Consider the following 25,782-nt stretch of genomic DNA (forward strand, 5'->3'; position numbering starts at 1 on the left):
TGTGGCGGAGAGATAGGGATTTGAACCCTAGAAGGGCTATTAACCCTTGCCGGTTTTCAAGACCGGTGCTTTCAACCACTCAGCCATCTCTCCGGAACGGGTCGTATAGTATGAGCAGAGGTGGCTGATGTAAAGTGACTTTTTGCACTTTTATCGCTAAACGCTGAAATAATCAGCAAACGCCCCTGCTCTATACCCAATGGCGCTGGGTCAGCGCCATATCGGCTTAACCAAAGCGACCGTTTATGTAGTCAGAGGTCAGTTTGTGCTCAGGGTCATTAAAGACTTTTTGTGTGCTGTTGACTTCAACCAAGTCGCCAAGGTGGAAGTAAGCGGTGCGATCAGACACACGTGCCGCTTGCTGCATCGAGTGCGTGACGATCACAATGCTGAAGTTTTTCTTCAGATCGGCAATCAGCTCTTCAATGATACCGGTGGCAATGGGGTCTAACGCCGAGCAAGGCTCATCCATCAAGATCACTTCAGGCGCGACAGCAATGGTACGTGCGATACACAGACGTTGCTGCTGGCCGCCTGATAGTCCTGTTGCGGGCTGATCCAGGCGATCTTTCACTTCGTTCCAAAGCCCTGCCCGCGTCAGTGATTGCTCGACCAAGCCATCCAACTCATCTTTGCCGTCAACCAGGCCGTGAATACGTGGGCCATAAGCCACGTTATCGTAAACCGATTTCGGGAATGGGTTAGGACGCTGGAATACCATGCCCACTTGCGAGCGAAGCTCCACAATTTCGGTGTCGCGATGATAGATATCCTCGCCATCCAAAATAATATCACCCGATACTTGGCACCCAGGAATGGTATCGTTCATGCGGTTTAGGCAGCGCAAGAAGGTGGATTTACCACAGCCTGACGGGCCAATCATCGCCAAGACTTCTTTTTCGCCAATATCTAGACTGACATCGGTAATCGCTGATTTTGAGCCGTTCTCGTAATTCACAAATACATTACGGGCAGTCATGCGTGGGTTTTCTACGAAAGGTACACCACACGTCTCAGTCGGTGCCGCGGTATTTTGCGGCGTGGCATCTACTACTTCTTCGGTCATGGCTACATTGTTCATTGTTGTCGTCGTCATGGTTGTTTCTCCCGACTTACCAGCGTCGCTCAAGACGCTTACGCAGAATCACGGCACAGGCATTCATAAGCGCGAGGAATGCCAGCAATACCATGATTGCGCCAGAGGTGTTTTCGACAAAGCCCTTTTCAGGGTTCTCTGCCCATAAGTAAATTTGAACGGGTAACGCAGTGGCAGCATCCAGTGGCCCTGAAGGGATATCTACAATAAAGGCCACCATACCAATCATCAGTAGCGGCGCGGTTTCACCCAGCGCTTGTGCCATACCGATAATGGTCCCGGTTAGCATGCCAGGCATAGCTAATGGCAACACATGATGAATCACCATTTGCATTTTCGATGCGCCGACACCCAAGGCGGCGTCACGTACCGAGGGTGGCACCGCTTTGATAGATGCACGGCTCGAAATAATGATAGTTGGCAACGTCATCAGCGTCAGTACCAAGCCGCCAACAACCGGCGCTGAACGCGGTAGGTCGGCAAAGTTGAGGAACACGGCTAAGCCCAGCAAACCAAACACAATCGACGGTACCGCTGCCAGGTTATTGATGTTGATTTCAATAATCTCAGTGATGCGATTACGTGGCGCGAACTCTTCCAAGTAAATCGCGGCTGCCACCCCGATAGGGAAGCTTAATGCCAGTGTCACCAGCAACGTATAGAAGGAGCCTACGGTCGCGCCCCAGATCCCAGCAAGTTCAGCATCACGGCTGTCACCATTGGTGAAAAAGCGCGAGTTGAACACGGTGCGAACACGATCGTCTTCTTTAAGCTGATTGAACCAGCCAATGTGTTTGTCCTTAAACTGGCGATAAGACTCCGGCAAGCTGCCATCGATATTGCCTTTATTAAATTGGTTGACGTTATCGCCGGCGAGTGCCCAAATTTCTACTTCTTGCCCCACCAAGTCAGGGTTGGCCGCCACACGGTCACGCAAGTCATACTCGGCGCCGTTAGACAGAAAACGGAACAGCTCACGTTTGTCACCACGCGACGTCACGTCTGGCATGGCATCAAAAATGGCATCCGCCAGCACTGAGCGATAACCCAAGTATTTAAGGGTTTCGTCATTTAATGGCTTGCCTTCAATCCCTAGGTTTTCTTCACTTAAATCAACGGTCAAGCGAATTTCCGTGGTGTAGAAAGCCGTATAGCCTTGCGAGACGATCGAGCCGAGCAATAAAACCAAGAAGGTAAACGCAAGGAAAATAGAGCCCATTCCGTAAAAACGAAAACGTCCTTCTTTCCCGCGGCGCTTTGCTAAGCTTGCCCTTACCCTTGCGCGCTTTTCTTGCGCCATTTTTTCGATTTTATCAGTCATATTGTTCCCGGTATTTCTTCACGATGTTCAGCGCAATCACGTTAAGTGCGAGTGTCACAACAAATAATGTCAGACCCAAAGCAAACGCCGCCAAGGTCTTTGGACTATCAAATTCTTGGTCACCCACGAGTAAGGTTACAATTTGCACCGTCACTGTGGTCACTGAGTCAAGTGGATTGGCCGTTAGATTCGCAGACAGACCCGCCGCCATCACCACAATCATGGTTTCGCCGATTGCACGTGAGACAGCCAGCAATAAGCCGCCCACAATGCCGGGTAACGCAGCCGGTAGAACCACTTTACGAACCGTTTCTGACGGGGTGGCACCCAGTCCGAACGAACCATCACGCAGCGATTGGGGGACAGCGGTGATCACGTCGTCTGACAATGACGAAACGAAAGGAATAATCATGATCCCCATTACCGCGCCCGCAGCCAGAGCACTCTCTGACGAGGCACTGCTAAAGCCGATCGCCTGTGCCACATCACGAATAAACGGCGCGGCCACCAATGCGGCAAAGAAGCCATAAACCACGGTTGGAATCCCCGCCAGGATTTCCAAAATCGGTTTGACGACACCACGCACACGCGGCGATGCATATTCGGCCAAGTAGATGGCACTCATCAACCCGACTGGCGCCGCAATACACATGGCGATAAACGAGATCATCAAGGTGCCAGTGAACAAGGGAATCGCACCAAATGAGCCACTCGCCGCCTGCTGATCGGCGCGCAATGCAATTTGCGGCGACCACTCAGTACCAAAGATGAACTCAGTGACCGGAATCATTTGGAAAAAGCGCAACGCCTCAAACAGCACCGAGAGCACAATGCCCAGTGTGGTTAAAATCGCGAGTGTTGAGCAAAGCAGCAAAAACGCCTGCATCACATTTTCAACGCGATTTCGAGCGCGAAGACGTAATCGCAGAGAGCGCCAGCCAAAAGCCAAACCCGCTAACGCGAGCGATGTCATTGCGGTGAAACGCAATGTCGTTCCCAGTTGGTTCAGCATTTGATAGTGGTCAGCCGCTGCCAACAAGACAGCATCGTCAGTTTGGGTGATGCCACGAGCGACGTTTCCAATCTGACTGTATAGCAAGTCGGCGTTGCCGAACTGCGTAACATACGCATCAGATATCTGTGCCATCACCAAACTGTGGATCAAGTTGGGTTCTACCGCTTGCCACAACAATAAGAGAACCAGTGCCGGAATAGCCGCGAGAATCGCAACATAAGAGCCGTAATAATTAGGACGAGAATGAAGCTTACTCAATCCGCCAGCCGTATCGGCGAGCTTGATTGAGCGTGCTCGAGCAATAAAAAAGCCTGAAATTGCAATTACAGCAATTACGGTCATCAGCATGGGTGTTGTCATTGTTCCTCCTGAACACGCACAAAGGTGGCACCTCATGTGTGCCACCTTTTCGTGTTCACACTGCGCTTACAGGTTTGGTTTTAGGTCAACTGCGGCGCTGCGTACTTGTTTCCATTCACTGTTGTCGAGTGGGATAAGGCCACGGTCAGCCAGGTAACCCATGTTGCCGATAGCATCTTCAGCAGTGAATGCGGTCACGTAGTCTTTTAGACCTGGGATCACGTCTTCGTGTGCTTTTTTCACGTAGAAGTACAGTGAACGTGATACGGGGTAGTCACCGCTACCAATCGCGTCAAACGTTGGTTCAACACCCGCGATTTTTGAGCCTTGTACCTTGTCAGCGTTTTGCTCTAGGAAGCTGTAACCGAAGATGCCAAGTGCGTCTGGGTTTGCTTCAAGCTTTTGCACGATAAGGTTGTCGTTCTCACCCGCTTCGATGAAAGCGCCATCTTCACGCATGCCGTGACAAATCGCTTTGAATTTGTCTTCGTTGCTGTCTTCAAGCGCCGCCACTTCTGGGTACTCGGCACAGCCCGCTTCCATGGCTAGCTCAACAAAAGCGTCACGCGTCCCTGATGTTGGTGGTGGACCTAGCACCTCAATTTTGGTGTTAGGCAGTGATGGGTTCACGTCTTTCCACGTTTCATTTGGGTTGTCGATAAAGTTGCCGTTGCCGTCTGGCACGGTTTTAGCGAGCGCGGTGTAGATCTCTTTCAAGCTCAAGTCATATTGCTGAGACATTTTCGAGTTTGCCAGCGCAATACCGTCATAACCGATTTTGATTTCAACAATGTCGTCAACACCGTTTGACTTACAACGGTCGATTTCCGAGCTTTTGATTTTACGTGATGCGTTAGTGATATCTGGCGTGTTTTCACCCACACCTGCACAGAACAGCTTAAGACCGCCGCCTGAACCGGTAGATTCGATTTTTGGTACTGAGTATTGCGACGTGCGACCGAAGCGCTCAGCAACTACAGTAGCAAAAGGGTAAACAGTAGAAGAGCCAACGATGCTAATGTAATCACGGTTTGCGGCCGTTGCGCTACCTGAGGCCAGCACGGCCATTGATACTGTAGTAGCTGCAAAGAGAGCTTTAAGTTTCACATCAACCTCCAAGTCGATTATTTAAGTTAGTGCTGTGCAAATCAATTTATCTACACATAACGAAGAACTCGGTTAACGGGGAGACACATTAAGAGCACAAAGTGACAGTTCCTTTATGCAATCATGAAGGTTTGATGACAGTGCGGCGCATTGGTAACAGATTCAAAAGTTGTTTTTACCACGCTGGCGCTGTGCGTATGGCGGGCTAGGATAGACTCACCAAGGACTGACGCGCGTAGACTCGATGCACCATCGAACGCCCCGTCCTCCACCTTTTTTGATGAGTAAAGGCAATGATAGATGCCAAAGATAATGTCTCGTTAAACGCGCGTGCCGACGAGACACCGATGCATGGCGATACCGTGCCGAGTAAGCCGGTCGTTTTGTTTTTATGCGATGGTAAGCACGGTGCCTCTTTGATGGCCGCCGCGGTGATGGTAAACAAAGCCAGCAGTTTTTTTGATGTCCACTGCGCACATACATCCAGCACTATGCATACTGCGCAAGCGTCAAAAGCGTTAATTCAGTTTCAACTCTCTACGTCCGGGATCACGCCGTCCCCGCTGGCCGAGCTGAGATTGACGTATGTTGATTATCTGGTTGCGATGAACCCCGCTGCCGTGCAGTCCGGATTACCATTACCTGATTATGGAAAATTTGTACCCTGGGATGTGACTGAGCATAGCGAGGCAGGCTTGACCGCCGTGCTCCGAACGATCAATCAAAACATTAACTATTTTTTGTCTTTGTACTTATTTCGCTAACGCTGACAGACATTGCCAAGGTAATAAAAAAGTGCGCCGCGTGGGCGCACTTTTTTTGTTTAGTGCCTCGTGCTTAGTGCACATCATCCGAGCCTAAAGGCTTCCGCTTGCTCTTTGATACTGGCGTTTTCTTTTTCCAACCGTTCGTACGCTTGACGGGTTTGCTCCGCCGTCTCGGCAAGTGATTCCGCTGCCCGGTGAATCGCTGACACATTTTGGTTCAAGTCGGCCGCTGCCGTGGTTTGCTCTTCGGTCGCGGTAGCAATCGCGCCTGTCATTTCTGATACCTGCTGCGTCGCATCATTAATGGTGTCAATCGCTTCTGCCGCCCGTTTGGCATCGTCCAGCCCTTTTTGCGTCAACGTTTGGCTATCGCTCATCACTTTGTAGGCTTGACGCGCTTTCGTTTGCAGCCCTTCAATGATTTGATTGATCTCATCGGTCGATGATTGGGTTTTGGTCGCCAATCCACGCACTTCATCAGCCACGACCGCAAAACCTCGACCCGCTTCGCCCGCGCGAGCAGCTTCAATGGCCGCGTTGAGCGCGAGCAAGTTGGTTTGCTCGGCGATGGTGCTAATCACTTCCGAGACTTTACCAATATTTTCGCTGTCTTCGGTTAACGCCTCAATCACTTGCGATGCTTCATTAACTTGGTCTTTTGCCGCCACGCTTTGCTGGTAAGATTGTTCAAAGGTCTGCCGGCCTTGCTCTGCGTATTCACGCGTCTTATCAGTGTGCTCCGCGGCATTCACCGTATTGCTCGCCACTTCACCAAAGGTCGACTCCATTTGCGTCATCGCACTGGCAAGCTGTGACAGCTCCCCACGCTGTTGTTCAACACTGTTCACGGTATGACTGACCTGGGTCGACAGCTCATCACTGACTGTTTGTAAGCGCTTAGTGCCTTTCACTAACGACCCTATCAGGTCGGTAATGCTTTCTTGCATTTGCGCAAAAGTATTGGCGGCTTGCCCGAGCTCGTCGCGGTTAAAAGCGTTAAGATCCAAACGTTGGGTAAGGTCACCACTTTCCACCCGTTGCATTTGAGTGACCAGCTGCGCCAGCGGCCCACGTATACGCTGTTGTAGCAATAACGCCACACCCGCCATCAGCACAATCAGTGCAACAATCACGGCAATACCGATATAGATTAGTCGCTCGATTTTTTCCGATTCTCGCGTCTTAATCGCGTTGGCTTGATCTTCCAACGTCTCTTGCAGCGTGGCCAAGTTGGCAACTATCTGGTCAAACGGTGCCAGCATAGGCCCCAGCATTTTGCGGCGCGCATCGTCCAGTCGGCCATTATCGATAAGCGAAATGTAATCGTTTTGCATGTCGCGGTAATTGTTGAGGCGTGTCTCGATGGTGTCTACCGCCTCTGTGTTGCTATCACTGACCGTTAATGCCTTCATTTTGTCGAGCGCTTCACCGACTTCTTGATCGTTGCGCTCAATTTTCACCAGAATATCGCGATGCGCTTGTTTGTCATCGGTTAAACCGTAATCGAGTGCGAAGCGGCGATAGGTGACGGTAAAATAGCGAAGATCAGATACAGTGCTAAGCAGGCGAACATTACGCTCTACCACATCATTAAACTGTGCCTTGACGGTGTTTATCTCGCTAAATAGATACGACCCACTCGCCGCGACCGCAATGCCGAGTGCAAGAAACACCACGCGTAAATACTGTATGATCGTCATTGGTTACCCCGCTGCCCTAAATCTCATTATTAAGTTAATTGTTTTTTTGCGCACGAAGTAACGGGTACGGCCTATTACTGCAATAGGTTCATTCTCAGTAAGGTTTTTCTTGGTGGTCTTTTTACCGTTCACACCACAAAAAGCAGCAAGCCATGGCAGGCCACAACCGCCACCGTCAAGCGACCACGCATGGTTTGATAGGCGGAAGACGTGTCCTCACTCTCACTTTTTCGGATCCATTTTTCCGCTAACCATACCGCTAAATAACCGATGGCAAGCAACCCGGTGGCAATCAAGTATTGGGTCGCCCCTTGAATCAACGCCCCCCAGGCCAGTAGTGCAAACAAGTTACTTAGCAGTAACGCATTTCGGCTCAGTTTATGAGAAAAATGATCGATACCATTCCCCCACAGTACACCAGACAAAAAGCTCAAAATCACCGCACTGTAGCTTAAAAATAACTGCTCTCCACTGAGACCAAATAAGGTCAGATCGGCCCAAGTGACGAGGACACCGCCAATAAAAGGCAGCAAGCCAAGGTATCCAAGTTGCAGCATGGTATCGCGTGAAGCGGATTGTGGTTTCATCATCTCACTCCTAAACAATCTATTAAGGTTTTAATCAATCTTGAGTGTACGAAGACAATCTTCCACTGGCCGTCTTATCGACACATTTCGCTGCTTTTCTCAGCACTTCAATCCAACACAATGTGATTAATGGCTCTTTTTTTTGCAAAAAATGGTCGCGTTGCGTAAATTGTTGCGCGTTTTGTTGTTAAAAGAGGAATGATTCATGTCAACACGAAGTACGTCGGATGCGAGCAATGCGAGTGCATTGCAGCATCCGTTTGCCGATTGCGTCACACAAACCGGCCTGTTTAAAGGTGTTCATAAAAATATGATGATCGCCGCCACGCTTCTGGTTTGTGTCTTCGTGTTTTTTACCGGATTTAATACTGATTTAGCTGGCCGTGTATTTGCCGCTGCTCGTGGCTGGGTGGAATCGACCTTTGGTTGGTATTACATGCTGGTACTGGTGCTGTTACTAGTCGCCAGCTTGACGATTGCCGTCACGCGTTTAGGTAACATTCGTTTAGGTGATGACGACGACCGGCCCGAGTTTAGCACCTTCTCGTGGCTATCCATGTTGTTTTCCGCGGGTGTCGGCGTTGGCATACTGTTTTTTGGGGTAGCCGAACCCACGCTCTACTTTGATACAAGTGGTGCGTTCGGCTACCCCAACAACCCGTATGCAGATATGGCCGGTGCCACCACCATGGGCTTTGATCGCGCCGCCGATGCGTTGCGTGTCACCTACTTCCATTGGGGCTTTCACGGCTGGGCGGTGTATGTGATTGTGGGCCTCGCGCTCGCCTATTTCTCGTTTCGGAAAAAGCTGCCTCTGGCACTACGTTCCACGGTGCACCCACTGATTGGTAATCGCATTTACGGGCCCATCGGCCATATTATCGATATCTTGGGGGTGCTTGGCTGCGTGTTCGGTGTCGCCACCTCTCTGGGGCTCGGTGTCAGTCAGATTGCCGTGGGGCTCGATCGCCTATTTGGCATCGATCCAGGTATCGCGACTCAAGTTATCCTTATTGCACTGATTTCTGTGGCCTCTATCTTGTCGTCTCTCTCTGGCGTCGGCAAAGGGATCAGAATCATTTCTGAGTGGAATATCATCGTCTCCGCACTGGTGATTGCCTACTTTTTATTCGGCGGGCCTACGGCTTGGTTAGTGCAAATATTTGGGGCATCACTGAGCGACTATTTGGTCGAGTTTATCCCGATGGGGCTGTGGTTCCCGGAGGCGAAAGGCCCCTCTGCATGGCAAAATGCCTGGACCATTTTCTATTGGGGCTGGTGGATTGGCTGGGCGCCCTTTATTGGCCTATTTATTGCGCGTATTTCTCGCGGCCGCACCTTACGAGAGTTTGTCGTGTGCGTGCTGTGTGCGCCAACCCTAATGATTTTTGCTTGGCTGGCGATTTTTGGCGGTAACGCGTTGCATCAAGAGCTTGTCGCTGATGCCGGGATTGGCACCGCTGGGATTATTGATTTGGTCAATGGTTGGGACTTACCCGCGGCGCTGTTTGCCACCGCCGATGGCATTACTGGCGGCGGGATCTGGGGATGGATACTCAACGCCATGATGATCTTCTTGCTATTTAGTTGGTTCATTACCTCGTCCGATTCGAGCACCCTTGTGCTTACCACGATTCTGTCGATGGGCAATGATAACCCGCCTAAACGCTTTCGAGTATTCTGGGGCACTATGATCGGTGCCGTCGCTGCCGTATTGTTGGTTGCCGGTGGGTTAAGAGCCCTGCAAACCGCGAACATGGTCACTGCCCTGCCCATCAGTGTGTTAGTAATCTTGATGACCATCAGCGTGATGAAGTCTTTACTGGCAGAGTCGGTGGGCAAATCCACCGCCTCGACACCATCACAAGCGAGCAGCTAAACCGCATTTAGCAAACCAAAAAAACGCCACCGCATTGGGTGGCGTTTTTCTTTGCGACGAATATTACGGTGCTACTGGCTCTCCAACCGCCATCGCCAGCACACTCACCGGATGCAAGGCCTCCAGCGATGTGTTTTCTTCAATTTGCCATTTACAGGTTTCACAGTCGGTGATTGCAAAGTCCGCCTGCGCGGCTTCAATCTGAGCAAATAAGCCACTACCGATGGCAATCGAGGTTTGATAGTTCTCGGTTTTAAACCCATAGGTACCTGCCAAGCCACAACACTCGCTATCGAGCACAATAACCTCTAATCCGGGGATCATACGCAACAGCTCAATGGTAAACATCGCATTACCACTGCGCTCCAAGTGACAAGGGGTATGGTAAACCACTCGCTTATTAATTGGGTTGAGCTTGGGCATCTCGCCATTCATGGCCGCTTTGAGTAAAAAGCGGGTCACAAAACTGATCTGCCCTGCCACGTGGGCGTTATCTACTCCCAGTACGTGGGGATACTCTTCTTTTAACGTCAACGCACACGATGAGGAGGTGGCTATTACAGGGCGATGCTCGGCAACCGCATCGGCAATCATCGCCGTATTGGCGGTCGCGTTACGGCGCGCTTTATCGTAAAAGCCATTGGCAATTAAAGGCACGCCACAGCACTTATGTTTCTCGAGCAATTGCACGCCATACCCCATCGCATTCATCACTTTCACTAAGTCTTTACCAAGCTGCGGGTTGTTAAAATTCACATAGCAGCCATGAAAGTAACTGACTTGTTTGGGATAATCCGCTTGTGTCGCTGCTTGGCTTTTCATCCAACGCCGAAAGGTGCCAAACGAATACTTGGGTAGGGATTTATGTTTATCCACCCCAATCGTGGCATGCATCACCGCTTTCACCGGTTTCAGATCCGTCATCACGTTCACCAACGGTGCCACTGGATTAGCGAGCGTGCCAAACAAATCGGTATGGCTCAGCACGTAATCACGCATCAACTTAGGATTGATGTTTTTCTTGCCGTGTTTGCCGCGTGCCACCGCAATGATGTCGCCAATTTTTACCCCGGAAGGACAGGCGGCCTCACAGCGTTTGCAGTTGGTGCATAGCTTGAGCAGGTCATCATAATACTCAGGGTTTTTGATCCGCAGGCGCTCACCATCCGGGCCACACTCTTTGGGGCCAGGATACGCAGGGTTCGCCTTTGATACCGGACAATACACAGTACAGACCGTGCATTTAATGCATTGGTCAAAACTGGTGGGTTGCGGCGCATGGTCGCTATAGTCACGCTGTTTCAGCCATTCAGTTAGCATGGGACGCCTCCTTAGCGCTCGCCATCACCGCGAGCGCACGTTGCGCGGCGGCGTAGCCGGTTGCGATCGCAACGCCACCGCCACAGCCCTCATAGACGGGATCGTAACCACTGAGTACCGCACCACACACAAACAGGTTTTGGCAGCGCTTGCCGCGTGCGGTGGGACGTAGTTGGTTGTCGGTGTTAATGCCAAAGGCCATAAAGGGGTGGCTTTGCTGACTGAAAAAGTCGTCGTTGCGCCACTCACTCCGATCAGGGCTTTGCACCATGTCTAATCCCAACGTCGGTTCGCTCACCTGAGTGCGGTCGGCATTGAGACCGCGACTAAAATAGCTGCCCGTGGCTAAGATCACTGCCTCTGCGGTTAACGGAATATCTTCGAGCTGACGCGTATGCAAGGCGGTAAGGCGACCGTTGTCGTCAAACTCACCGCCAGTGACTTGATCGCCGCGCAGCAATACCCCACCCGCGCTAGCAAAGGCCCGCTGTAACGCACGCTCAATGCGGATCCCCAGCAAAGAAGGCGGCATGGTCGGCACTTCGTGAAAACAGCGATCGGTGCGCTGTTTAAGCGCATCCATCCCCCGCTCGCCGGCCACATCGGCAATGATGGCGGGTAAAATCACCAGCTCATCTGGGCCGGACTGCGCGATTAGTTGCTCGCACAGACTGTCAAAGGCATCAGGCTCAGCCAATAAACGAGAAAGATCCACTGAGCGCAGCTCATTGCGGTTACGGCGTAATCGCTCGGCTCCCGGAATCGACAGCGTAATGGTGCGACTTGGGCAGGATGCAAAATCACGCTGGGCGGTAATGGTGTCTTTCGCTAACGTCGGTTGCGCATCGCGATAGCCTTCAATGGCCACAAAACACAAACCAGAGAAACGACGCGGGCCGCGATGCTGATACACATGCCCTTGCGATAGCCAAGTCGGGCGCACGGTGCCCAATGGCGTAATACGGCCGTGGTTGGCGTTATCTTCTTGATGATACAGACACACCTTTTGCGCACTCAATTGATGTTGGAACCAAGCGAGTGACTGGGTGATTTCCTCTAAACTGACTTTGGCATAGGGATGCTCAGGATGCTGGCGCACCAGTTTCGTAATCGCTTCAAAAGGCTGACTGACCGGCTCACCATTGGGAAAATGGCCCAATACATCAATGGAGCCTGACGAGAAATGTAGCGCGCTTTGTCCGGCGCTAATCATTACGGTTTTCTTGCCCGCTTCCAGTGATCGCAATGCGGCAGTAAACCCGGCAATGCCGCCACCAATCACTGCGATATCGTAGTGGATCATTGTGATACCTCCTGATCAGCCGCTGACGTCGGTGCAGCACGCTTTATCTCAGCGCTACTGCGCGGTGCCTTCGGCGGCGTTGGCACCTCACCGGCGCCAAACAATCCTTGATAAATCCAATAGCTAAATTCGGCTTCGCGTAGCGCATCGCCCCAAAAAATCGGTTTCACGCCTTTCCAGCGCTCTTCGAGAAAGTCCACCAGCAGCCCTGCACTGGCTTGGCCATCTATCCCAGCCAGCTCACTGAATAAGCTAGCGGCACGATAGCTGCACAACTCGCCCTGACAAGGCCCCATACCCAGACGAGTGCGCCGACGCAGATCGGTGAGATTTTTCACATCCAGCGATTGAATCGCATAGTTCACCTCGCCCTTGGTCACCATTTCGCATTCGCAAATCACCGCTTGGCTGTCGTCACTTTCATCTAAAAAATGGCTAACGCGCTCACCGTGGCGGTAATAGGCGGATTGGTAGACAGGTTTCACCAAGCTAGCACTGGCTTTACGGATCCCTTTAGAAGGCTCAGAGCCCGGTAGCGGGCGAATCGCAGTTTGGCAACGGTTGCGGTTACCCAACTTTTCAGCCACCAAGTCTGTGGCTTGCTCGGCCATCAAACGATAGGTCATGAGCTTGCCACCAGTGATAGTGATCAAGCCTTCCAGCCCATCGCGTGCTTGGTGATCGAGTAACACAATGCCGCGACTGATATTACGACCACTGCCGTCGTCATCTACCGAGACCAAAGGCCGCACGCCCGCATAGGCGCGCAACACGCGTGTATTGGCCATGATGGGGGCGAGCTTAGCCCCTTCGCGCATCAGCACATCCACTTCTTGTGGCGTCACCGCGAGCTTATCAATCTGATCGTACTCGATGTGCTCAGAGGTGGTGCCGATTAAGGAAATGGTGTCACCGGGCACCAAGATGTCAGCGTCCGCCGGCTTACGACAGCGGTTAATCACCCGGTTATTAATCCGATAATCGAGGATCAGCAATGAGCCCTTGGCGGGGAACATTTTAATATTCAGATCGGCATACTCGCAGATTGTCTGCCCCCAAATCCCTGCGGCATTGATCACTTGCTTCGCCATAATGGCAAAACGCTCGCCGGTGAGGGTATGCAAACAATGCACGCCTTGCACCGTCGCCCCTTGACGAATTAATCCCGTCACTCGGGTATGGTTAAACACCTTGCCACCGTGCTCTTTGCCGTCCAGTACGTTCGCGGCACACAAACGAAAGGGATCGATAATGCCATCCGGCACCTGTACCGCGCCAATCATCGCTGGATTCGCGTTGGGTTCGAACGCTAACGCTTCACGTGGCGTCAGTTTTCGGGTCGGAATACCGGCTTTATCGCAACTGGCAATAAAGTTGTCTTGGTACGCTAAATCATCTTCCGGCAAGGTGATAAAAAGTCCGCTGGTGTCTTCCACGCAGTGGCGAGCAACGGCTTTAAGGATGGTGTTTTCTTGAATGCATTCACGGGCCGATTCGGTATCTGTGACCGCGTAACGAGCCCCAGAATGCAGCAGTCCATGATTGCGCCCCGATGTGCCTGCCGCAATATCGTCACGTTCGAGCAAAATGCATGAGATGCCACGCAGTGCGCAATCTCGCATGATGCCGGTGCCGGTTGCACCCCCACCGATGATGACCACATCCGTTTCAATATACTGGCTATTTGGCATGGGGCCTCCTTGTTACTGTATCGTAACGGGAGTGTGGCATTTTCCGTGTCACAAAGACGGCGAGATCATCACACAATGCGCGAATTCGAAACACAAACTCACACTTGTTTGATTTAAGACAAACTTTTGGCCGCCAAAAGACGCGCGAATGGTGACACGGGAAGCCACCGCTACAAGGGAAAGGCCCGACGATCGCACCGAAGGCTCCGTCAAGTTGGCAAATTCAATGCGATGCACAACAAACACATTAAGAAAATGCGCGAAAACGCGCATTGTTAATGATTTGTATAGTTACTTGCTACTGGTGCCAGCCACTAAACGCTGACGTGTCATGTACCCGCGGTAACACAGTGCCACTACAAAACATAACCCTGCGGGAAACAGCAGGGCAGCAAAATGGAAGTGCGCAAAAAGCGCCGCACCCACTACCCCGCCGACGATAAAGCCAGACGCGATCAGTAAAAAGAGCATCAGTTTGCGCTTATCCACTGAATTGCCGCGCAGCTTGCCCCCTAGCATTAATCCTAAATCGGTAAAGATGCCGGTTAAATGGGTTGAGCGCACGATCGCGCCGCTGTAGGTGGTCGCCATCGCATTCTGCAAGCCGCACGCTGCCGAGGCTGCTAACTGACCGATGGCAAACCCGCGAGACAGAAAATAAAACGCCACCATAATCAGCCCAGCTTCGACAAACAGTGCCGAGTCATAATGGCGGCCCAATTTAAGCGTGCTGCCATGCAATAAGCACCCGGAAATCGCGGCACCGAGGAAAAAAGCCAACAATAAGCCACCCAGTTGAATAACTTGTGTCCACTGGCCGGCAAACAACCCCGAGCCAAATTGCGTCGCGGTGCCTGACACGTGTGAGACGGCTTGATGTTCAAAGCCCAACAAACCGATCGCATTGATGGTACCGGCGATCAGCGCTAACACAAACGCCCCGGCTTCAACCCACCGAGGCAAACGGGTAATCATTGGCTTTCCTAGTCGTTATTGGATGAGGATGATGGCTGGTCGAGCCTATCCAGTTGGTTGTGGCGGATCATCGCTTGCAACTCCTTCACATAGGCCTGACCACGCTCTGAATAGCGTACCAGCCCATTGGCGAGTGCTGCGCCTGACAGCGGTTTATTCTGCTCACGCAAGCTGGCGCGGATCTCGCGTAGCCCTTGGTACGCGGCATGGGTATTCAAGTTATTGATGTAGCTTTGTACCGAGGCTTGCGGGTTATCAAACGCTGCGACTTCGTGCACTTTCCCTTCCGCACGTTGCTTGGGCACCAGTCCACACCCTTTACTAAAGCACCACTGCCCGAAGTAGTTATTCCCTTCCCGTGCAAACCGCGACGTGCCCCACGCACTCTCGTTCGCCGCCTGCGCTAACACCAACGACGGAGGAATCATATCCACCCGTTGGATCAATGCCATCCAGTCGGCTTCTTGGCCGACATCAAAACCCTCCAGCTCATACTGTTCGGCGAGCGCTCGGACACGTTTTATTTCTCGGCTACTTAGCTCACTTTTACGCGCATGCCATGCCATTAATGCGGTGCGATCCGCCAGTACTTGGCTGTTAATGGCATTAACCACAGGGGTGAAGTAATCAAAAAACGCCTGCTTACGCTCAGCCCCCGCGGCAAAGGATTGGAAATCAGGCACAAGGGGAGCTTGGGGCCGCTGACACGAAATCAAAATGGTGATGGTCACAGCAAGAATCGCCATGCCAATAAAGACGAAGGTACGATGTTTCATAGTGCCCCTAGTGTTGTCGATGTGGGCGGTATTATACGCGAAATACCTGATGGCGACGAATGCCGCCCTTTCAACTTAGCACTGGCTGAGTCACATCATGTTAACAAGGTAAGATGACCCGAAAGCATGCGCCGCCTAAATCACTATGGTCGATTTCAACATGGCCACCGTGGCGGGTGACAATTTGTTTGACGATCGCCAGTCCCAAACCATAGCCGGAACGCTTTTTATCGCGGGAACGATCCGCACTGTAAAAGGCATCAAAGATAAACGGCCAATGTGACGGGTCAACGCCCTCACCATCGTCGTGTACCGCAATCACCAGCTGCGTGTCTTCACAATATACACGCACGGCTATTTGACTAGTCGCATACTTCTCCGCATTACCGATTAAGTTGGTAAGCACGCGTTTAAGCAGGTGCGGATCGGCCTCAATGCAAGGCAAGTCTTGCGGTGCATCCAAAATCACAGACTTATTGCTCAGCGTTTGCCAACGCGGCCATTCATCGTGTAGCCACACCGAAGTATTCAATCTCTCCGGGCTAAAAGGTGTATTAGGGTGATCAACACGTGCCAAATAAAGAAGCTCATCAATCAACCCTACCATTTCGTCGGTATCTTCAACGATACTGACGATTTTTTTTTGCTGCTTGGGGCCCAGTTGACTCTCACTCAACAATTCAGCTTGCCATTGGATCCGAAATAAAGGAGAGCGCAATTCGTGCGCAACCGCGTTGGTTAGCGCTCGACGACTACTGACCAAACTCGCAATTCTGTCTGCCATATGATTAAAGGTCGCGTTTAAACTACCCACGGTATACTGACTCTTTGTTGACGCCCGCGCTTGTAAATTTCCGTTGGCAAATTGGAGAGCCGCTTGCTCGAGTGACCGTACTCGGCGGCTGAGAAACCGCACCATGAAAAAACTGTAGAGGGCGAACCCCAAAAAGAGAAAAACAAACAGCAGATCTTCATTAAACTCTATTGCCCCATGTAGCTCGGAACCCACCGCGGTTCGTAAGCTATAGATTCGCTCCTTATCGGCCAGGCGGAACCATAAGGTTTCGTTTTTATCATCAAACACCGCGGAGGGATCGAGTTGGTGGGAAAATGCCTCATTCAAATGAGAGGGAATGTTGCCAAGCTTGTGTACGGATAATGAATATTCGACGTTATCGGCATAATCCTTTAGCGCGCCTAAAGCCTCTTGTGTTCCCGCCTGTGACTCAATCAACGCTAACATATCAACGACACTTTCAGCCTGTCGCTTCGCCAAGGTCGCCTCATAATTTTCCGTCAGTTCATACACAAGGTATTCGTAGGTCAATGAGCTCACCATAAAAATGACGATCAACCCAAAGAAGAACTCTAAATATATCCGACGCATTACTCACCACTCATACATATTTCTGTTATGCATTTACCATGCATCAGGCACAAACAAGTAACCTTTTCCACGTACTGTTATAATTTTTTGGGGGTTGGAGGACGTATCACCCAGTTTTTTTCTCAAGGTCACAATTTTATTATCCACCGTTCGGTCAACACCGTCATACTCAATACCACGTAATGCACGCGTTAACGTATCTCTTGTATGTACCTCGTCAGGCTGACTTGCCAGGTGCCAAAGCAATGCAAATTCACTGTCTGTCAACGCAATGGGTTTATCATCTAACGAGCAGTAACGTCTCGCCTCATTGAGTGCCAACACACCATAATTAAGAACACTGGGTTTGGACGAGGCGGCTGCAGTGTCGTCTCTCAGCTGGCGTAGTTGCACTCTTACACGAGCCATCAATACCCGAGGTTTAATCGGTTTACTGATAAAATCGTCCGCGCCAACCTCTAGTGCTGCCACATGATCAAAATCATCATCACTAGCGGTTAGCATCACAATTCTGCCTCTAAATCCATCACGGATTTGTCTACAAATTGTCAGTCCATCGTCACCGGGTAACATTAAATCGAGTAAAACCAAGTCAGGTTGTGCGGAAATAACATAGTCAGCCGCCCCTGCTCCTTCAGCAAGTGCCGTTACGCGATAATCTTGTGCTTCAAAATACTCTGTCAGCATTTCTCGCATTTTGGGGTCATCTTCGACAACCACTAAGTGCAGTTTCTCTTCCATTAATCTTGACCTAGAAAAATAAACAAACGAAAAGCCTTGGTATAAATCATTAAAAACTCTGTGCGTCTACAGGCGTAGATACCACGACAGTTATACGACAAATCATGACACTCTGCAGATACATTACCGCGCTCTTCAGCCGTAAAGTACCACTCAAACGTTCCCCCTTTAAGCGAACGTTCCAAAAAGCAATGACTATAAGTCATACGTTCTTAAAAAACACCTACGACGAATAATAGGTTCTTTACAATGAAAAAATTAGCACCTTTAGCTTTACTGATTCTCGCACCGGCGGCTTATGCCTCTTCTTATATGGGAATGGAATTTGGAGCTGGTAGCGCTGATGTGAGTGGCTTAGATAGCAGTGAGTTCAAAAGTGATCTTGAGGACCGAGGAACAGTCAAGCTGTATGGCGGTAAGTATATCACTGACTCAGTACGCACCTACGGCTACTGGCAATCGGGCGCGTCGAGCAAGTCAACGATCAAAGCTGCAGATGAAGAGCTTTCGTTGGAAAATACTGACTATCAATTCGGTATGGGCTTAGACTATGTCCACGAGTTCACTGACAATTTGTACGGTATTGCTGGTGGTACGCTAGGCTACCAACGCAGTAAGCTAGAAATTAAGGACAAAGATGCTCAGGGGACTGACACCTATAACCTCAGAGACTCTGGCCTAGCGAGCGACGTCAATCTCGGACTTGGCTATCGTTTTGACTCCGGTATCGCTTTGGAAGGCGGCCATAAATACGGCTTAACGAAACAAAAGTATGCGGAGGGTATTTCCTTCAAGAACCCAAGTGTGTTTTACCTCGACGTTAACTATAAATTCTAACAAACGATTATAGACGACAGTTGGCTAAACTTATTCGGACAGACCGTTTAAGGTAAGACAAAGACACTATCTCGCCCCCTTATCCAAATAGGCATCCACTCAGTGGGTGCCTATTTTTCTTTCAATAGCGGTGATAACGATGCGTGACAAGCGATGGCTGGTTAAATCTCAGTTCTAAGTGCCAACTCGACCAGCCGTTAACATGACGGCCGATTCATAGCCCCCCTATCATAGTTAATTGTTTGCCTTGTAAAAAATACTTGCCTGCTCCTCTACCTATATTTGCTGGTTAGCGTTTTCGCTTAAGTAACACTTTGTTACATTTCCTAGGCATCATAAAGACTCACGCGCTAGGATGACCATGAAAAACATTTTATTTTTACCCATTGCGATGTTTGCGTTCGGTATGGATGCCTATGTCGTGGCGGGCATTATTCCGGAAATTTCCACCAGTTTTCAGATCACTGAAGCCGAGACAGCGCAAATGGTCACAGCCTTTACGTTGTGCTATGCCCTTTCCGCACCAATACTGGCGACATTGTTGGCAAGCTTTCCGACCAAAAAGGCACTCGTGTTATCGATGCTGATGTTTATCGCCGCTAATCTTGTCACCATTTTCAGCACGCACTTAACCATGTTACTAGCAAGCCGCGCGCTTGCCGGCATAGGGGCAGGCATTTTCTCGCCTTTAGCGGCGGCAAGTGCCGCCTCTTTGGTGCCTGCAGATAAGAAGGGGCGTGCATTAGGGCTGTTGTTGGGTGGCATGAGTGCGGGTACCGTTGTCGGGGTTCCCGCTGGTCTTGCTCTGGCGACTTGGCTTGGGTGGCAAGGCGTTTTCGCCGTCGTGATCGGTATCGCGATCATTGGGCTTATTGGCCTGGTGCTGGGTGTTCCTCAGATCTGTGTCGCCCCGCCGCCATCACTAAAAGCACGCGTCGCGTTACTCGCCAGTCGCTCGGTGTCTATGACCATTACGGTCACCTTCTTGACGGCTGTCGCTAGCTTGGGGCTCTATTCTTACCTCGCACCGGTCATTACGGGAATCACACAACAAACCAACCTCACGCCATATTTATGGGTTTGGGGCCTAGGCGGCATGGTGGGCAGCTTCACCATCGGCCATTTAATTGACTGGGTAAAACACCCACGAGCCATCTTGCTCGGGATACTAACGCTCATGTCCGTGGCCATCTTGAGCATTCCGAGTAGCTTGGCGCTGTCCTCAATCATTGCCTTTGTGCCATTCTTTTTATGGGGTGCGGCCGGTTGGTCGTCGCTCGCGCCACAGCAACACACACTGATAAGCCTCCAACCGGAGCAAAGTGCCGCAGTTGTTGCGCTCAATAGTTCATCAAACTACCTAGGTGGTGCGGTGGGCACCCTTTTGGGAGGGCTGTGGCTCGGCCACGGCCTCTCGGTGACTCAGCTTGTCTATGCCGCCGCGGCAGTTGGTGGCGTAGCAATCGCTATTCAAATCGGGATTCTACGCCATAACACTCACTCCGTGATAAAAGAGTGCAAAAGCGCTTAGCCAGACAAGAGTCAACTCGGCTCATCTCTTAAACGTTACGCATACTTGTCTCGATAAGAAGGAGTGCTACAGATGGTGTTGTTAGCATCTGATCATAAGGAGTTATACTCTCAAAATATGTTCGCTTGCAGCAAGGAAGCAAACCACTACGTCTTACGTGATACTTGCTCGTGTGTCGTGTGATTTTGTGCTTGTTCTGGCGGCGCAAACAAGCACTGCCATCGTTGCCGAACGCTCAGATCGGGCTGCGTGGCGTCTCGCCACATTTGTTGCCATTCGGCAAAGGTCACCACCAGAGGATTGAAACTGTTCACTGGCTTAGGGATCCCATAGCGAACCGATTCAGATTCCGGCTCGAAGGTGCCAAATAACTTGTCCCAAATGATTAAAATGCCCGCGTAGTTTTTGTCGATATACTGAGGATTCACGCCATGATGGACACGATGATGAGACGGGGTGTTAAAAATCCACTCCACAGGCCCGAGTGTCTTTATCCATTGAGTGTGAACAAAAAACTGTAATCCTAAATTCAGCAGTACAACAAACACCACCCATTGCGGCGGAAACCCAATCACCACCAGGGGCAACCAAAACAGCCACATCCCTGCCAGCGGGTACATTAAGCTTTGGCGAAACGCGGTGCTAAAGTTCATCCGCTCAGAGCTATGATGCACCACATGCGCCGCCCACATCCAACGAATACGGTGGCTGGCCCAGTGAAACCAGTAGTAACAAAAATCCTGCGCGATCATCAGTAATAAAAACAGGCTCACCGACATCTCAATGTCGAACAGCCGCCAGCCAAACCACCACAAATAGACCTTGGCAATCAGCAAGCCGGTCAGTAAATCTGCAGCTTGATGCAGCCCCGCCAAGGTAAAGTTACAAAGCACTTCCGGCACGTAATAACGGGCATTATCGCCCAATTTTCCGCGGCGCAGCGCTACCCAGTACTCCCCCAACATGCATAAGAAAAACACGGGGGCCAGCACAAGCAGTAGCCACTCTGGATGAGAGATAAGTTCAGTCACGGGCCTTTATCGCACAGTACAATTTCTTAACATATTAGGTGTTTTTGCCCAACCTGTAAGGAAAAGCATCACCAAGCTGTTAGTTTGCGCACATAAGGGTGATATGTGAGCAGCTTCTCGCCCGCTATGAACACACATTGCACGGCTCAGTCTTCCAAGTCACGAGCATTCTCTGCTGGCTGAAATCTGTTTTTTTCAATCTCTGTGGTTGTTCTAATCAAATTAAAGATGAACACTGCGGTAACCAACGCAAACAGACTAAAAATTGCCGGAACATCATTACTTGTCCGGTAAGCCATCAATATCAGTAAGTAGAGACTGGCGAAAATAATGTAAATGATGATATTTACGACTCTAGAAATCTGAGGAGAGCGTGCGAACTCTGTCATCACCATCATGAAGCCATAAAGCATCATCAACAAGATGGCAGCATAATCTAAATCGTTCCTCATGATTTCTCTGTAAATTTCAGGGAGTACGAAACTTCCAACCAAAGCAAAACCACACAGCAGTACAAGTGCCTTTTTCACTTTCTCACCCCTCAGTCTGTTAAAGGGCGGTAATAGTATAACCGTGCGTTTAAAAACCCAGTCATTGAAGGCAAAAATGCCAGCTGGGTTCAAAACTTACAGCCTAGATGTTACTTTTTTCTGGAACCATTGTTCCATAAATTCAATACAATGTATCACGCGTGGAGGAACAAATTGTCGGTTAGGGTATAACGCATATAGCGTTAATTCTGGACGCGGAAAGTCGTCGAGCACTTCGACAATTTCGCCATCTTGTAACGCGTTATCGCAAACAAAATCGGGTAAAAAGCCTACGCCAAGACCTTTTTTAACCGCCTCAAGAATCCATAGCGTACTATTCGCTTTGAGCGTCCCACCAATATCTACCCCGCCATCAGTGCCAATAGGCCAAGTATTTCGGCCCCGAAAATAGCTATATTCAAAGCAGTTATGTTCGGTAAGCTGCTCAGGATGCTCAATGCCACCATTGGCCTGAAGATATGCGGGTGATGCGCAAATTCGATAACGGAATGTCGTCAACGGTTTTCCTACGTAACTCGAGTCAAACGACCGGCTTGCGGCTCGAAACCCGATATCAAAGCCGTTGGTAATAAGATCAAGCGTGTCGTCACTCAAGACAGTTTCCAGCTCAACTGCCGGGTAACGCAGCATAAACTCAGCAAAGGCTTCTCCTAATATGGTCACCCCCATCGTCATCGAGGCGGTCACTTTTAACTTTCCGCTGGGCTGGGTATGGCTTTGCTGGACCAACGACTCAGCTTGATCCAATTTATCTAAGATCTCTCGACACTGTTGCAAATACGCTTCGCCAACATGTGTAAGGTTTAATCGGCGCGTTGAGCGTTGTAACAGCCTCGCACCTAGCGACGATTCAAGACGGCTTATTTCTTTACTCACGAGTGATTTAGCTAGGCTGTACTCATCGGCTACCTGTGTAAAACTGCCCATTTCCACTACGCGAACAAACAGCCTCATCGCTCGTAGTTTATCCATTATTATTCTCAAATTAAGCACAATTCATTCTCATTGTGCGTATATATTCACACAACCTCAAGCTCTATAGTCGTTATGTCAACAACGACAACCCATCACACAATCAATGGAGCTTTTCAATGTATACACTCTATTATCTTCCTGGCGCCTGCTCTCTTGCGACACAAGTCATCTTGCGCGAACTAGACCAACCTTTTGAACTGATCAATAAAATGAACGTTGACTCGATAAGCGAGATTAATCCAGTCAATTCCGTCCCGACGTTATTGCACAAAGAGAACGTGTTAACCGAAGGCGCCGCGATTATGTGGCACTTACTTAATACCTATCCTTCCCCTTTCATGCCAACGGATGCCGATAATCAGCAAAAAGCGTTAACCGATATCATGTTCGCTAATGCGACTATGCATCCCGCCTATGGCCGTCTGTTTTTTCTTAACCAGCACGCGACAGAATCCGAGCCTTTCACCACCTTGTTTTCTGCGGCCGCGCAAGAGATATCTCGACTATGGCACATTGTAGAGTCACGCCTGCAATCTCAGCCTTATTTGGGCGGCGATGAGGTCTCTGCAGCAGATATTATGCTAACCGTTTATGCGCAATGGGGCGCACTGTTCCCAGTGGATATTCAACTAGGCCCTAACACCCAAGCGATGTTGGCTCGCGTACAATCCAGACCAAGCTTTATCGCTTCAGTCAACGCTGAACAACAAAATAGCCAATAAGGAGTTCCTATGACACAAGAGTCGGGTGCTTTTCTTACCGTGTTAGATGTCGTACAGCAGTACTTTGAGGGATTACATCACGCGGATACGCAGAAGTTGGCACGCATTTTTGACCCTCAAATCGTGTTGATGTCACCCGGTATTCGTCGCACACGCGATCAATGGTTGCAGCTGGTGCGCACTCGCCCTACTCCTCGGGACGCAGGCTATCCATTCGCGTACCAAGTGTTAGCCATTGAAGTAATGGGCAATCAAGCAATGGTTAAGGTCTCATGCCCGTTGCTCGACCAACACTATCTGGACTACCTCGGGCTGGTTCGAGAAAACAATCAATGGACAATTGTCAGCAAGATGTATGCAGACTATCCCTCATGACATAGGAGCATGATATGCCTTACGTAAACATCAAAATCACCGATGAAGGTGTAACAGACGAACAAAAGCAACAGCTAATCCGAGGCACGACACAGTTACTTGTCGATACACTCAACAAAAACCCAGAGGCAACGTTCGTGATCATTGAGGAGGTCAGCCTAAACAATTGGGGAGTTGGCTACCATTCCGTGAAAGAGCGACGGAAATAGAATGATGTGCTCCGCTCGGGAAAGCGAACAGACTCACCTTCCCGAGCGTCATCGCTTATCGATCAAGACGATGCATCCAAATGGCCGATACACAGTAACGCAGTGGGCGCCAAGTTATCGGCTAATTTCAGCGCGTGTTTGGTCAAGGTATCATCAAACCCAGCAACCAGCACACAGCCGACGTTCAGTGCTGTGCTTTGTAGGTGAACATTTTGCGCCAATGCGCCACTTTCCATATACACATAGCGTGCACCACGTTCGCCTAAAGGGGGCTGTGAGTGAAAGTGCTGCATGGTCTCTTCAAGCTTTGCCGCCACCCCCATGACGACCGCCGCCTCGCTTATCCATGGCTGATTTCCGATACCAAGGTGCTGCATATCGCGCGGTACACCGCTCTCAACATGTTCCAGCGAATGGCTGTCGCTATGATAGTCATACAATCCAGCAGCCAGCCCGGCAACACGATTGACAACAAGTCTAATATGGAGGGGATAAAGACCTCCAGCAGAGGGGGTCGCTTTTTTGTGATTGGCGCCCGTGACACCTTGCGCAGACCAAAGTAACTGAGAGAGCACGCTAAGCGATAACGCATCGTCTGCATACTCCCGAATACTGCGACGCGACAAAATACAGTGAACTAACGAATCGGAGTCCTGTAGTTCTGGTGCCGGTAGCGTTACCCTCATCAATGCCTCCTTGTAGCTTGTAATCAGGTTTCCTTTCTAAATCAAAAACGCGGCCAAGCAGTGCAATACCCGTCTTACGGTATCAAATAGGAAGATTTAGGGTCAGAACAAGGTGCTGAATATGTTGATGGGATCTGTCTTTACACGATCAAAAAAGCCGCTGATTTCTCAGCGGCTTTTCGATATGTGGCGGAGGGACAGGGATTCGAACCCTGGAAGGGCTATTAACCCTTGCCGGTTTTCAAGACCGGTGCTTTCAACCGCTCAGCCATCCCTCCGAACAGGGTGGCATACTAATGTTGGCCCGAGTTAATGTAAAGCACTGCAACAAAAATTTTGGTTTAAGTGATGGATATTTATCCATTACTCGCGTCGCTTGGCTTCACATTGGTTAAACAAGTTGGTACAACGTGCATATACTCTCGACGAGAGCTCGCATGTTATTAACTCAGGAACCGACATGACCTTAGACAGCTTTCTCGCCAAAGTCACGCAAACCCCAGATATGGTAATGTTTGACGAGACAATGGCGGTGATAGATGCACATTACGACTACGCCCCTACTCGATTCACTAACGGTGATCTCGCCAATAAAGCAGGCCAGAACACAGGCTCTTGCAAAGTACTCGCATTCTGCCAACTTCATGAGCTCACGGAAGCGCAGACGCTCGCCTGCTTTGGGGGGTATTATCGCGAAGACGTGCTGAGCAATCCTTCGGGGACGGATCACAAAAACATTCGTAACTTTATGGTCACCGGATGGAAGGGGGTCTCGTTTGACAAAATGCCACTCAAGGCCAAAACACGCGCGCACTCATAGCCTGAATAGCAACGTAAAAC

General features: G+C 50.3%; 25 protein-coding genes and 2 tRNA genes. 8 read left to right on the forward strand and 19 right to left on the reverse strand.

The features are described 5' to 3' along the window. Positions 1 to 2: 2 nt before the first annotated feature. The 5 genes from BZG25_RS09700 to BZG25_RS09720 form a co-directional block, all read right to left on the reverse strand. Positions 3 to 93: transfer RNA gene (locus BZG25_RS09700), tRNA-Ser, on the reverse strand. 133 nt (positions 94 to 226) lie between these two features. Further along, complete coding sequence (pstB, locus tag BZG25_RS09705; RefSeq protein ID WP_198531482.1) at positions 227 to 1,066, reverse strand: phosphate ABC transporter ATP-binding protein PstB; 840 nt, start codon at positions 1,064 to 1,066, stop codon at positions 227 to 229. A gap of 46 nt (positions 1,067 to 1,112) precedes the next feature. Then, on the reverse strand, positions 1,113 to 2,417 hold the full coding sequence (gene pstA, locus BZG25_RS09710; RefSeq protein WP_077600397.1) for a phosphate ABC transporter permease PstA: 1,305 nt from the start codon (positions 2,415 to 2,417) through the stop codon (positions 1,113 to 1,115). Next, a complete protein-coding gene (pstC, locus tag BZG25_RS09715; RefSeq protein ID WP_077638996.1) occupies positions 2,410 to 3,792 on the reverse strand; it encodes a phosphate ABC transporter permease subunit PstC in 1,383 nt (460 codons plus the stop codon). Before pstC ends, pstA begins: the two co-directional genes overlap by 8 nt. 66 nt (positions 3,793 to 3,858) lie before the next feature. Next, positions 3,859 to 4,899, reverse strand: coding sequence for a substrate-binding domain-containing protein (locus BZG25_RS09720; protein WP_046075217.1), 1,041 nt, complete (start codon positions 4,897 to 4,899; stop codon positions 3,859 to 3,861). 293 nt (positions 4,900 to 5,192) lie between these two features. Between BZG25_RS09720 and BZG25_RS09725 the strand changes: the two genes are divergently transcribed. After that, positions 5,193 to 5,663, forward strand: a complete 471-nt coding sequence (locus tag BZG25_RS09725) for a hypothetical protein (RefSeq protein WP_077578997.1) — start codon at positions 5,193 to 5,195, stop codon at positions 5,661 to 5,663. Between the two features lie 83 nt (positions 5,664 to 5,746). Here BZG25_RS09725 and BZG25_RS09730 read toward each other — a convergent pair whose 3' ends face one another. Together BZG25_RS09730 and BZG25_RS09735 are read right to left on the reverse strand one after the other, a co-directional pair. Then, positions 5,747 to 7,366 carry a methyl-accepting chemotaxis protein gene (locus BZG25_RS09730; protein ID WP_077638997.1) on the reverse strand — a complete coding sequence of 540 codons (1,620 nt, stop codon included), beginning with the start codon at positions 7,364 to 7,366 and terminating at the stop codon, positions 5,747 to 5,749. Between the two features lie 128 nt (positions 7,367 to 7,494). Beyond that, positions 7,495 to 7,956: a DUF3429 domain-containing protein gene (locus BZG25_RS09735; protein ID WP_231637438.1), complete on the reverse strand. Its 462-nt coding sequence runs from the start codon at positions 7,954 to 7,956 to the stop codon at positions 7,495 to 7,497. Positions 7,957 to 8,158: 202 nt separating this feature from the next. Between BZG25_RS09735 and BZG25_RS09740 the strand changes: the two genes are divergently transcribed. Beyond that, positions 8,159 to 9,832: a BCCT family transporter gene (locus BZG25_RS09740; RefSeq protein ID WP_077638998.1), complete on the forward strand. Its 1,674-nt coding sequence runs from the start codon at positions 8,159 to 8,161 to the stop codon at positions 9,830 to 9,832. Positions 9,833 to 9,895: 63 nt separating this feature from the next. Here BZG25_RS09740 and glpC read toward each other — a convergent pair whose 3' ends face one another. From glpC to BZG25_RS09780, 7 genes are all read right to left on the reverse strand, one after another. Beyond that, positions 9,896 to 11,152 carry an anaerobic glycerol-3-phosphate dehydrogenase subunit GlpC gene (glpC, locus tag BZG25_RS09745; RefSeq protein WP_077638999.1) on the reverse strand — a complete coding sequence of 419 codons (1,257 nt, stop codon included), beginning with the start codon at positions 11,150 to 11,152 and terminating at the stop codon, positions 9,896 to 9,898. After that, the gene (gene glpB, locus BZG25_RS09750; RefSeq protein WP_077578993.1) at positions 11,142 to 12,455 is read right to left on the reverse strand and encodes a glycerol-3-phosphate dehydrogenase subunit GlpB; all 1,314 of its coding nucleotides are present in this window, start codon (positions 12,453 to 12,455) and stop codon (positions 11,142 to 11,144) included. The genes glpC and glpB overlap by 11 nt, the downstream gene beginning before the upstream one ends. Then, positions 12,452 to 14,146 (reverse strand): anaerobic glycerol-3-phosphate dehydrogenase subunit A, encoded by a 1,695-nt coding sequence (gene glpA / locus BZG25_RS09755; RefSeq protein ID WP_077639000.1) that lies wholly within the window; start codon positions 14,144 to 14,146, stop codon positions 12,452 to 12,454. The genes glpB and glpA overlap by 4 nt, the downstream gene beginning before the upstream one ends. 291 nt (positions 14,147 to 14,437) lie before the next feature. After that, complete coding sequence (locus BZG25_RS09765) at positions 14,438 to 15,121, reverse strand: YoaK family protein (RefSeq protein WP_077639001.1); 684 nt, start codon at positions 15,119 to 15,121, stop codon at positions 14,438 to 14,440. Between the two features lie 8 nt (positions 15,122 to 15,129). Next, positions 15,130 to 15,897, reverse strand: coding sequence for a glucosaminidase domain-containing protein (locus BZG25_RS09770; protein WP_108744023.1), 768 nt, complete (start codon positions 15,895 to 15,897; stop codon positions 15,130 to 15,132). Between the two features lie 100 nt (positions 15,898 to 15,997). After that, a complete protein-coding gene (locus BZG25_RS09775) occupies positions 15,998 to 17,284 on the reverse strand; it encodes an ATP-binding protein (RefSeq protein ID WP_077639002.1) in 1,287 nt (428 codons plus the stop codon). Positions 17,285 to 17,317: 33 nt separating this feature from the next. Then, positions 17,318 to 18,025 (reverse strand): response regulator, encoded by a 708-nt coding sequence (locus tag BZG25_RS09780; RefSeq protein WP_077639003.1) that lies wholly within the window; start codon positions 18,023 to 18,025, stop codon positions 17,318 to 17,320. 249 nt (positions 18,026 to 18,274) lie between these two features. Here BZG25_RS09780 and BZG25_RS09790 point away from each other — a divergent pair, with 249 nt between their 5' ends. After that, entirely contained in the window at positions 18,275 to 18,862 is a 588-nt protein-coding gene (locus tag BZG25_RS09790; protein WP_046075228.1) for an outer membrane beta-barrel protein, read from the forward strand. Positions 18,863 to 19,223: 361 nt separating this feature from the next. Then, entirely contained in the window at positions 19,224 to 20,393 is a 1,170-nt protein-coding gene (locus tag BZG25_RS09795) for an MFS transporter (protein WP_046075229.1), read from the forward strand. A gap of 146 nt (positions 20,394 to 20,539) precedes the next feature. Here the strand turns inward: BZG25_RS09795 and BZG25_RS09800 are convergent, their stop codons facing one another. The 3 genes from BZG25_RS09800 to BZG25_RS09810 all read right to left on the reverse strand — a co-directional run bounded on the left by BZG25_RS09800 (position 20,540) and on the right by BZG25_RS09810 (position 22,947). Beyond that, complete coding sequence (locus tag BZG25_RS09800) at positions 20,540 to 21,424, reverse strand: sterol desaturase family protein (RefSeq protein WP_241828691.1); 885 nt, start codon at positions 21,422 to 21,424, stop codon at positions 20,540 to 20,542. 146 nt (positions 21,425 to 21,570) lie between these two features. Next, positions 21,571 to 21,954 (reverse strand): hypothetical protein, encoded by a 384-nt coding sequence (locus BZG25_RS09805; RefSeq protein WP_131826109.1) that lies wholly within the window; start codon positions 21,952 to 21,954, stop codon positions 21,571 to 21,573. A 96-nt stretch (positions 21,955 to 22,050) separates the two neighbouring features. Beyond that, a complete protein-coding gene (locus tag BZG25_RS09810) occupies positions 22,051 to 22,947 on the reverse strand; it encodes a LysR family transcriptional regulator (RefSeq protein WP_077639005.1) in 897 nt (298 codons plus the stop codon). Positions 22,948 to 23,066: 119 nt separating this feature from the next. Here BZG25_RS09810 and BZG25_RS09815 point away from each other — a divergent pair, with 119 nt between their 5' ends. The 3 genes from BZG25_RS09815 to BZG25_RS09825 are packed head-to-tail and all read left to right on the forward strand — an operon-like array spanning position 23,067 to position 24,256. Beyond that, positions 23,067 to 23,672, forward strand: coding sequence for a glutathione S-transferase family protein (locus tag BZG25_RS09815; RefSeq protein ID WP_077639006.1), 606 nt, complete (start codon positions 23,067 to 23,069; stop codon positions 23,670 to 23,672). A gap of 9 nt (positions 23,673 to 23,681) precedes the next feature. Continuing rightward, entirely contained in the window at positions 23,682 to 24,047 is a 366-nt protein-coding gene (locus tag BZG25_RS09820; protein ID WP_077639007.1) for a nuclear transport factor 2 family protein, read from the forward strand. 14 nt (positions 24,048 to 24,061) lie between these two features. Continuing rightward, complete coding sequence (locus tag BZG25_RS09825) at positions 24,062 to 24,256, forward strand: 2-hydroxymuconate tautomerase family protein (RefSeq protein ID WP_077639008.1); 195 nt, start codon at positions 24,062 to 24,064, stop codon at positions 24,254 to 24,256. 62 nt (positions 24,257 to 24,318) lie between these two features. Here BZG25_RS09825 and BZG25_RS09830 read toward each other — a convergent pair whose 3' ends face one another. Together BZG25_RS09830 and BZG25_RS09835 are read right to left on the reverse strand one after the other, a co-directional pair. Next, positions 24,319 to 24,942, reverse strand: coding sequence for a SagB/ThcOx family dehydrogenase (locus tag BZG25_RS09830; RefSeq protein ID WP_077639009.1), 624 nt, complete (start codon positions 24,940 to 24,942; stop codon positions 24,319 to 24,321). Between the two features lie 187 nt (positions 24,943 to 25,129). Beyond that, a tRNA-Ser gene (locus BZG25_RS09835) sits at positions 25,130 to 25,220 on the reverse strand. A 182-nt stretch (positions 25,221 to 25,402) separates the two neighbouring features. On the opposite strand from BZG25_RS09835, the gene BZG25_RS09840 reads away from it, so the two are divergent. After that, on the forward strand, positions 25,403 to 25,762 hold the full coding sequence (locus tag BZG25_RS09840; RefSeq protein ID WP_046075234.1) for a HopJ type III effector protein: 360 nt from the start codon (positions 25,403 to 25,405) through the stop codon (positions 25,760 to 25,762). The last annotated feature ends 20 nt before the right edge of the window (positions 25,763 to 25,782 follow it).

The organism is Salinivibrio sp. ML198, assembly GCF_001996015.1.
Lineage (GTDB): Bacteria > Pseudomonadota > Gammaproteobacteria > Enterobacterales > Vibrionaceae > Salinivibrio > Salinivibrio siamensis.

Excerpts from the sequence above, each read along its gene's own strand:
- BZG25_RS09735 (WP_231637438.1), bottom strand. The coding sequence starts at position 7,956 with ATGATGAAACCACAATCCGCTTCACGCGATACCATGCTGCAACTTGGA.
- BZG25_RS09730 (WP_077638997.1), bottom strand. The coding sequence starts at position 7,366 with ATGACGATCATACAGTATTTACGCGTGGTGTTTCTTGCACTCGGCATT.
- pstB (WP_198531482.1), bottom strand. The coding sequence starts at position 1,066 with ATGACCGAAGAAGTAGTAGATGCCACGCCGCAAAATACCGCGGCACCG.
- BZG25_RS09830 (WP_077639009.1), bottom strand. The coding sequence starts at position 24,942 with ATGAGGGTAACGCTACCGGCACCAGAACTACAGGACTCCGATTCGTTA.
- glpB (WP_077578993.1), bottom strand. The coding sequence starts at position 12,455 with ATGATCCACTACGATATCGCAGTGATTGGTGGCGGCATTGCCGGGTTT.
- BZG25_RS09820 (WP_077639007.1), top strand. The coding sequence starts at position 23,682 with ATGACACAAGAGTCGGGTGCTTTTCTTACCGTGTTAGATGTCGTACAG.
- BZG25_RS09740 (WP_077638998.1), top strand. The coding sequence starts at position 8,159 with ATGTCAACACGAAGTACGTCGGATGCGAGCAATGCGAGTGCATTGCAG.
- pstA (WP_077600397.1), bottom strand. The coding sequence starts at position 2,417 with ATGACTGATAAAATCGAAAAAATGGCGCAAGAAAAGCGCGCAAGGGTA.
- BZG25_RS09780 (WP_077639003.1), bottom strand. The coding sequence starts at position 18,025 with ATGGAAGAGAAACTGCACTTAGTGGTTGTCGAAGATGACCCCAAAATG.
- glpC (WP_077638999.1), bottom strand. The coding sequence starts at position 11,152 with ATGCTAACTGAATGGCTGAAACAGCGTGACTATAGCGACCATGCGCCG.
- BZG25_RS09795 (WP_046075229.1), top strand. The coding sequence starts at position 19,224 with ATGAAAAACATTTTATTTTTACCCATTGCGATGTTTGCGTTCGGTATG.
- BZG25_RS09770 (WP_108744023.1), bottom strand. The coding sequence starts at position 15,897 with ATGAAACATCGTACCTTCGTCTTTATTGGCATGGCGATTCTTGCTGTG.
- BZG25_RS09790 (WP_046075228.1), top strand. The coding sequence starts at position 18,275 with ATGAAAAAATTAGCACCTTTAGCTTTACTGATTCTCGCACCGGCGGCT.
- BZG25_RS09840 (WP_046075234.1), top strand. The coding sequence starts at position 25,403 with ATGACCTTAGACAGCTTTCTCGCCAAAGTCACGCAAACCCCAGATATG.
- BZG25_RS09810 (WP_077639005.1), bottom strand. The coding sequence starts at position 22,947 with ATGGATAAACTACGAGCGATGAGGCTGTTTGTTCGCGTAGTGGAAATG.
- BZG25_RS09775 (WP_077639002.1), bottom strand. The coding sequence starts at position 17,284 with ATGCGTCGGATATATTTAGAGTTCTTCTTTGGGTTGATCGTCATTTTT.
- BZG25_RS09725 (WP_077578997.1), top strand. The coding sequence starts at position 5,193 with ATGATAGATGCCAAAGATAATGTCTCGTTAAACGCGCGTGCCGACGAG.
- glpA (WP_077639000.1), bottom strand. The coding sequence starts at position 14,146 with ATGCCAAATAGCCAGTATATTGAAACGGATGTGGTCATCATCGGTGGG.
- BZG25_RS09825 (WP_077639008.1), top strand. The coding sequence starts at position 24,062 with ATGCCTTACGTAAACATCAAAATCACCGATGAAGGTGTAACAGACGAA.
- pstC (WP_077638996.1), bottom strand. The coding sequence starts at position 3,792 with ATGACAACACCCATGCTGATGACCGTAATTGCTGTAATTGCAATTTCA.
- BZG25_RS09815 (WP_077639006.1), top strand. The coding sequence starts at position 23,067 with ATGTATACACTCTATTATCTTCCTGGCGCCTGCTCTCTTGCGACACAA.
- BZG25_RS09765 (WP_077639001.1), bottom strand. The coding sequence starts at position 15,121 with ATGATTACCCGTTTGCCTCGGTGGGTTGAAGCCGGGGCGTTTGTGTTA.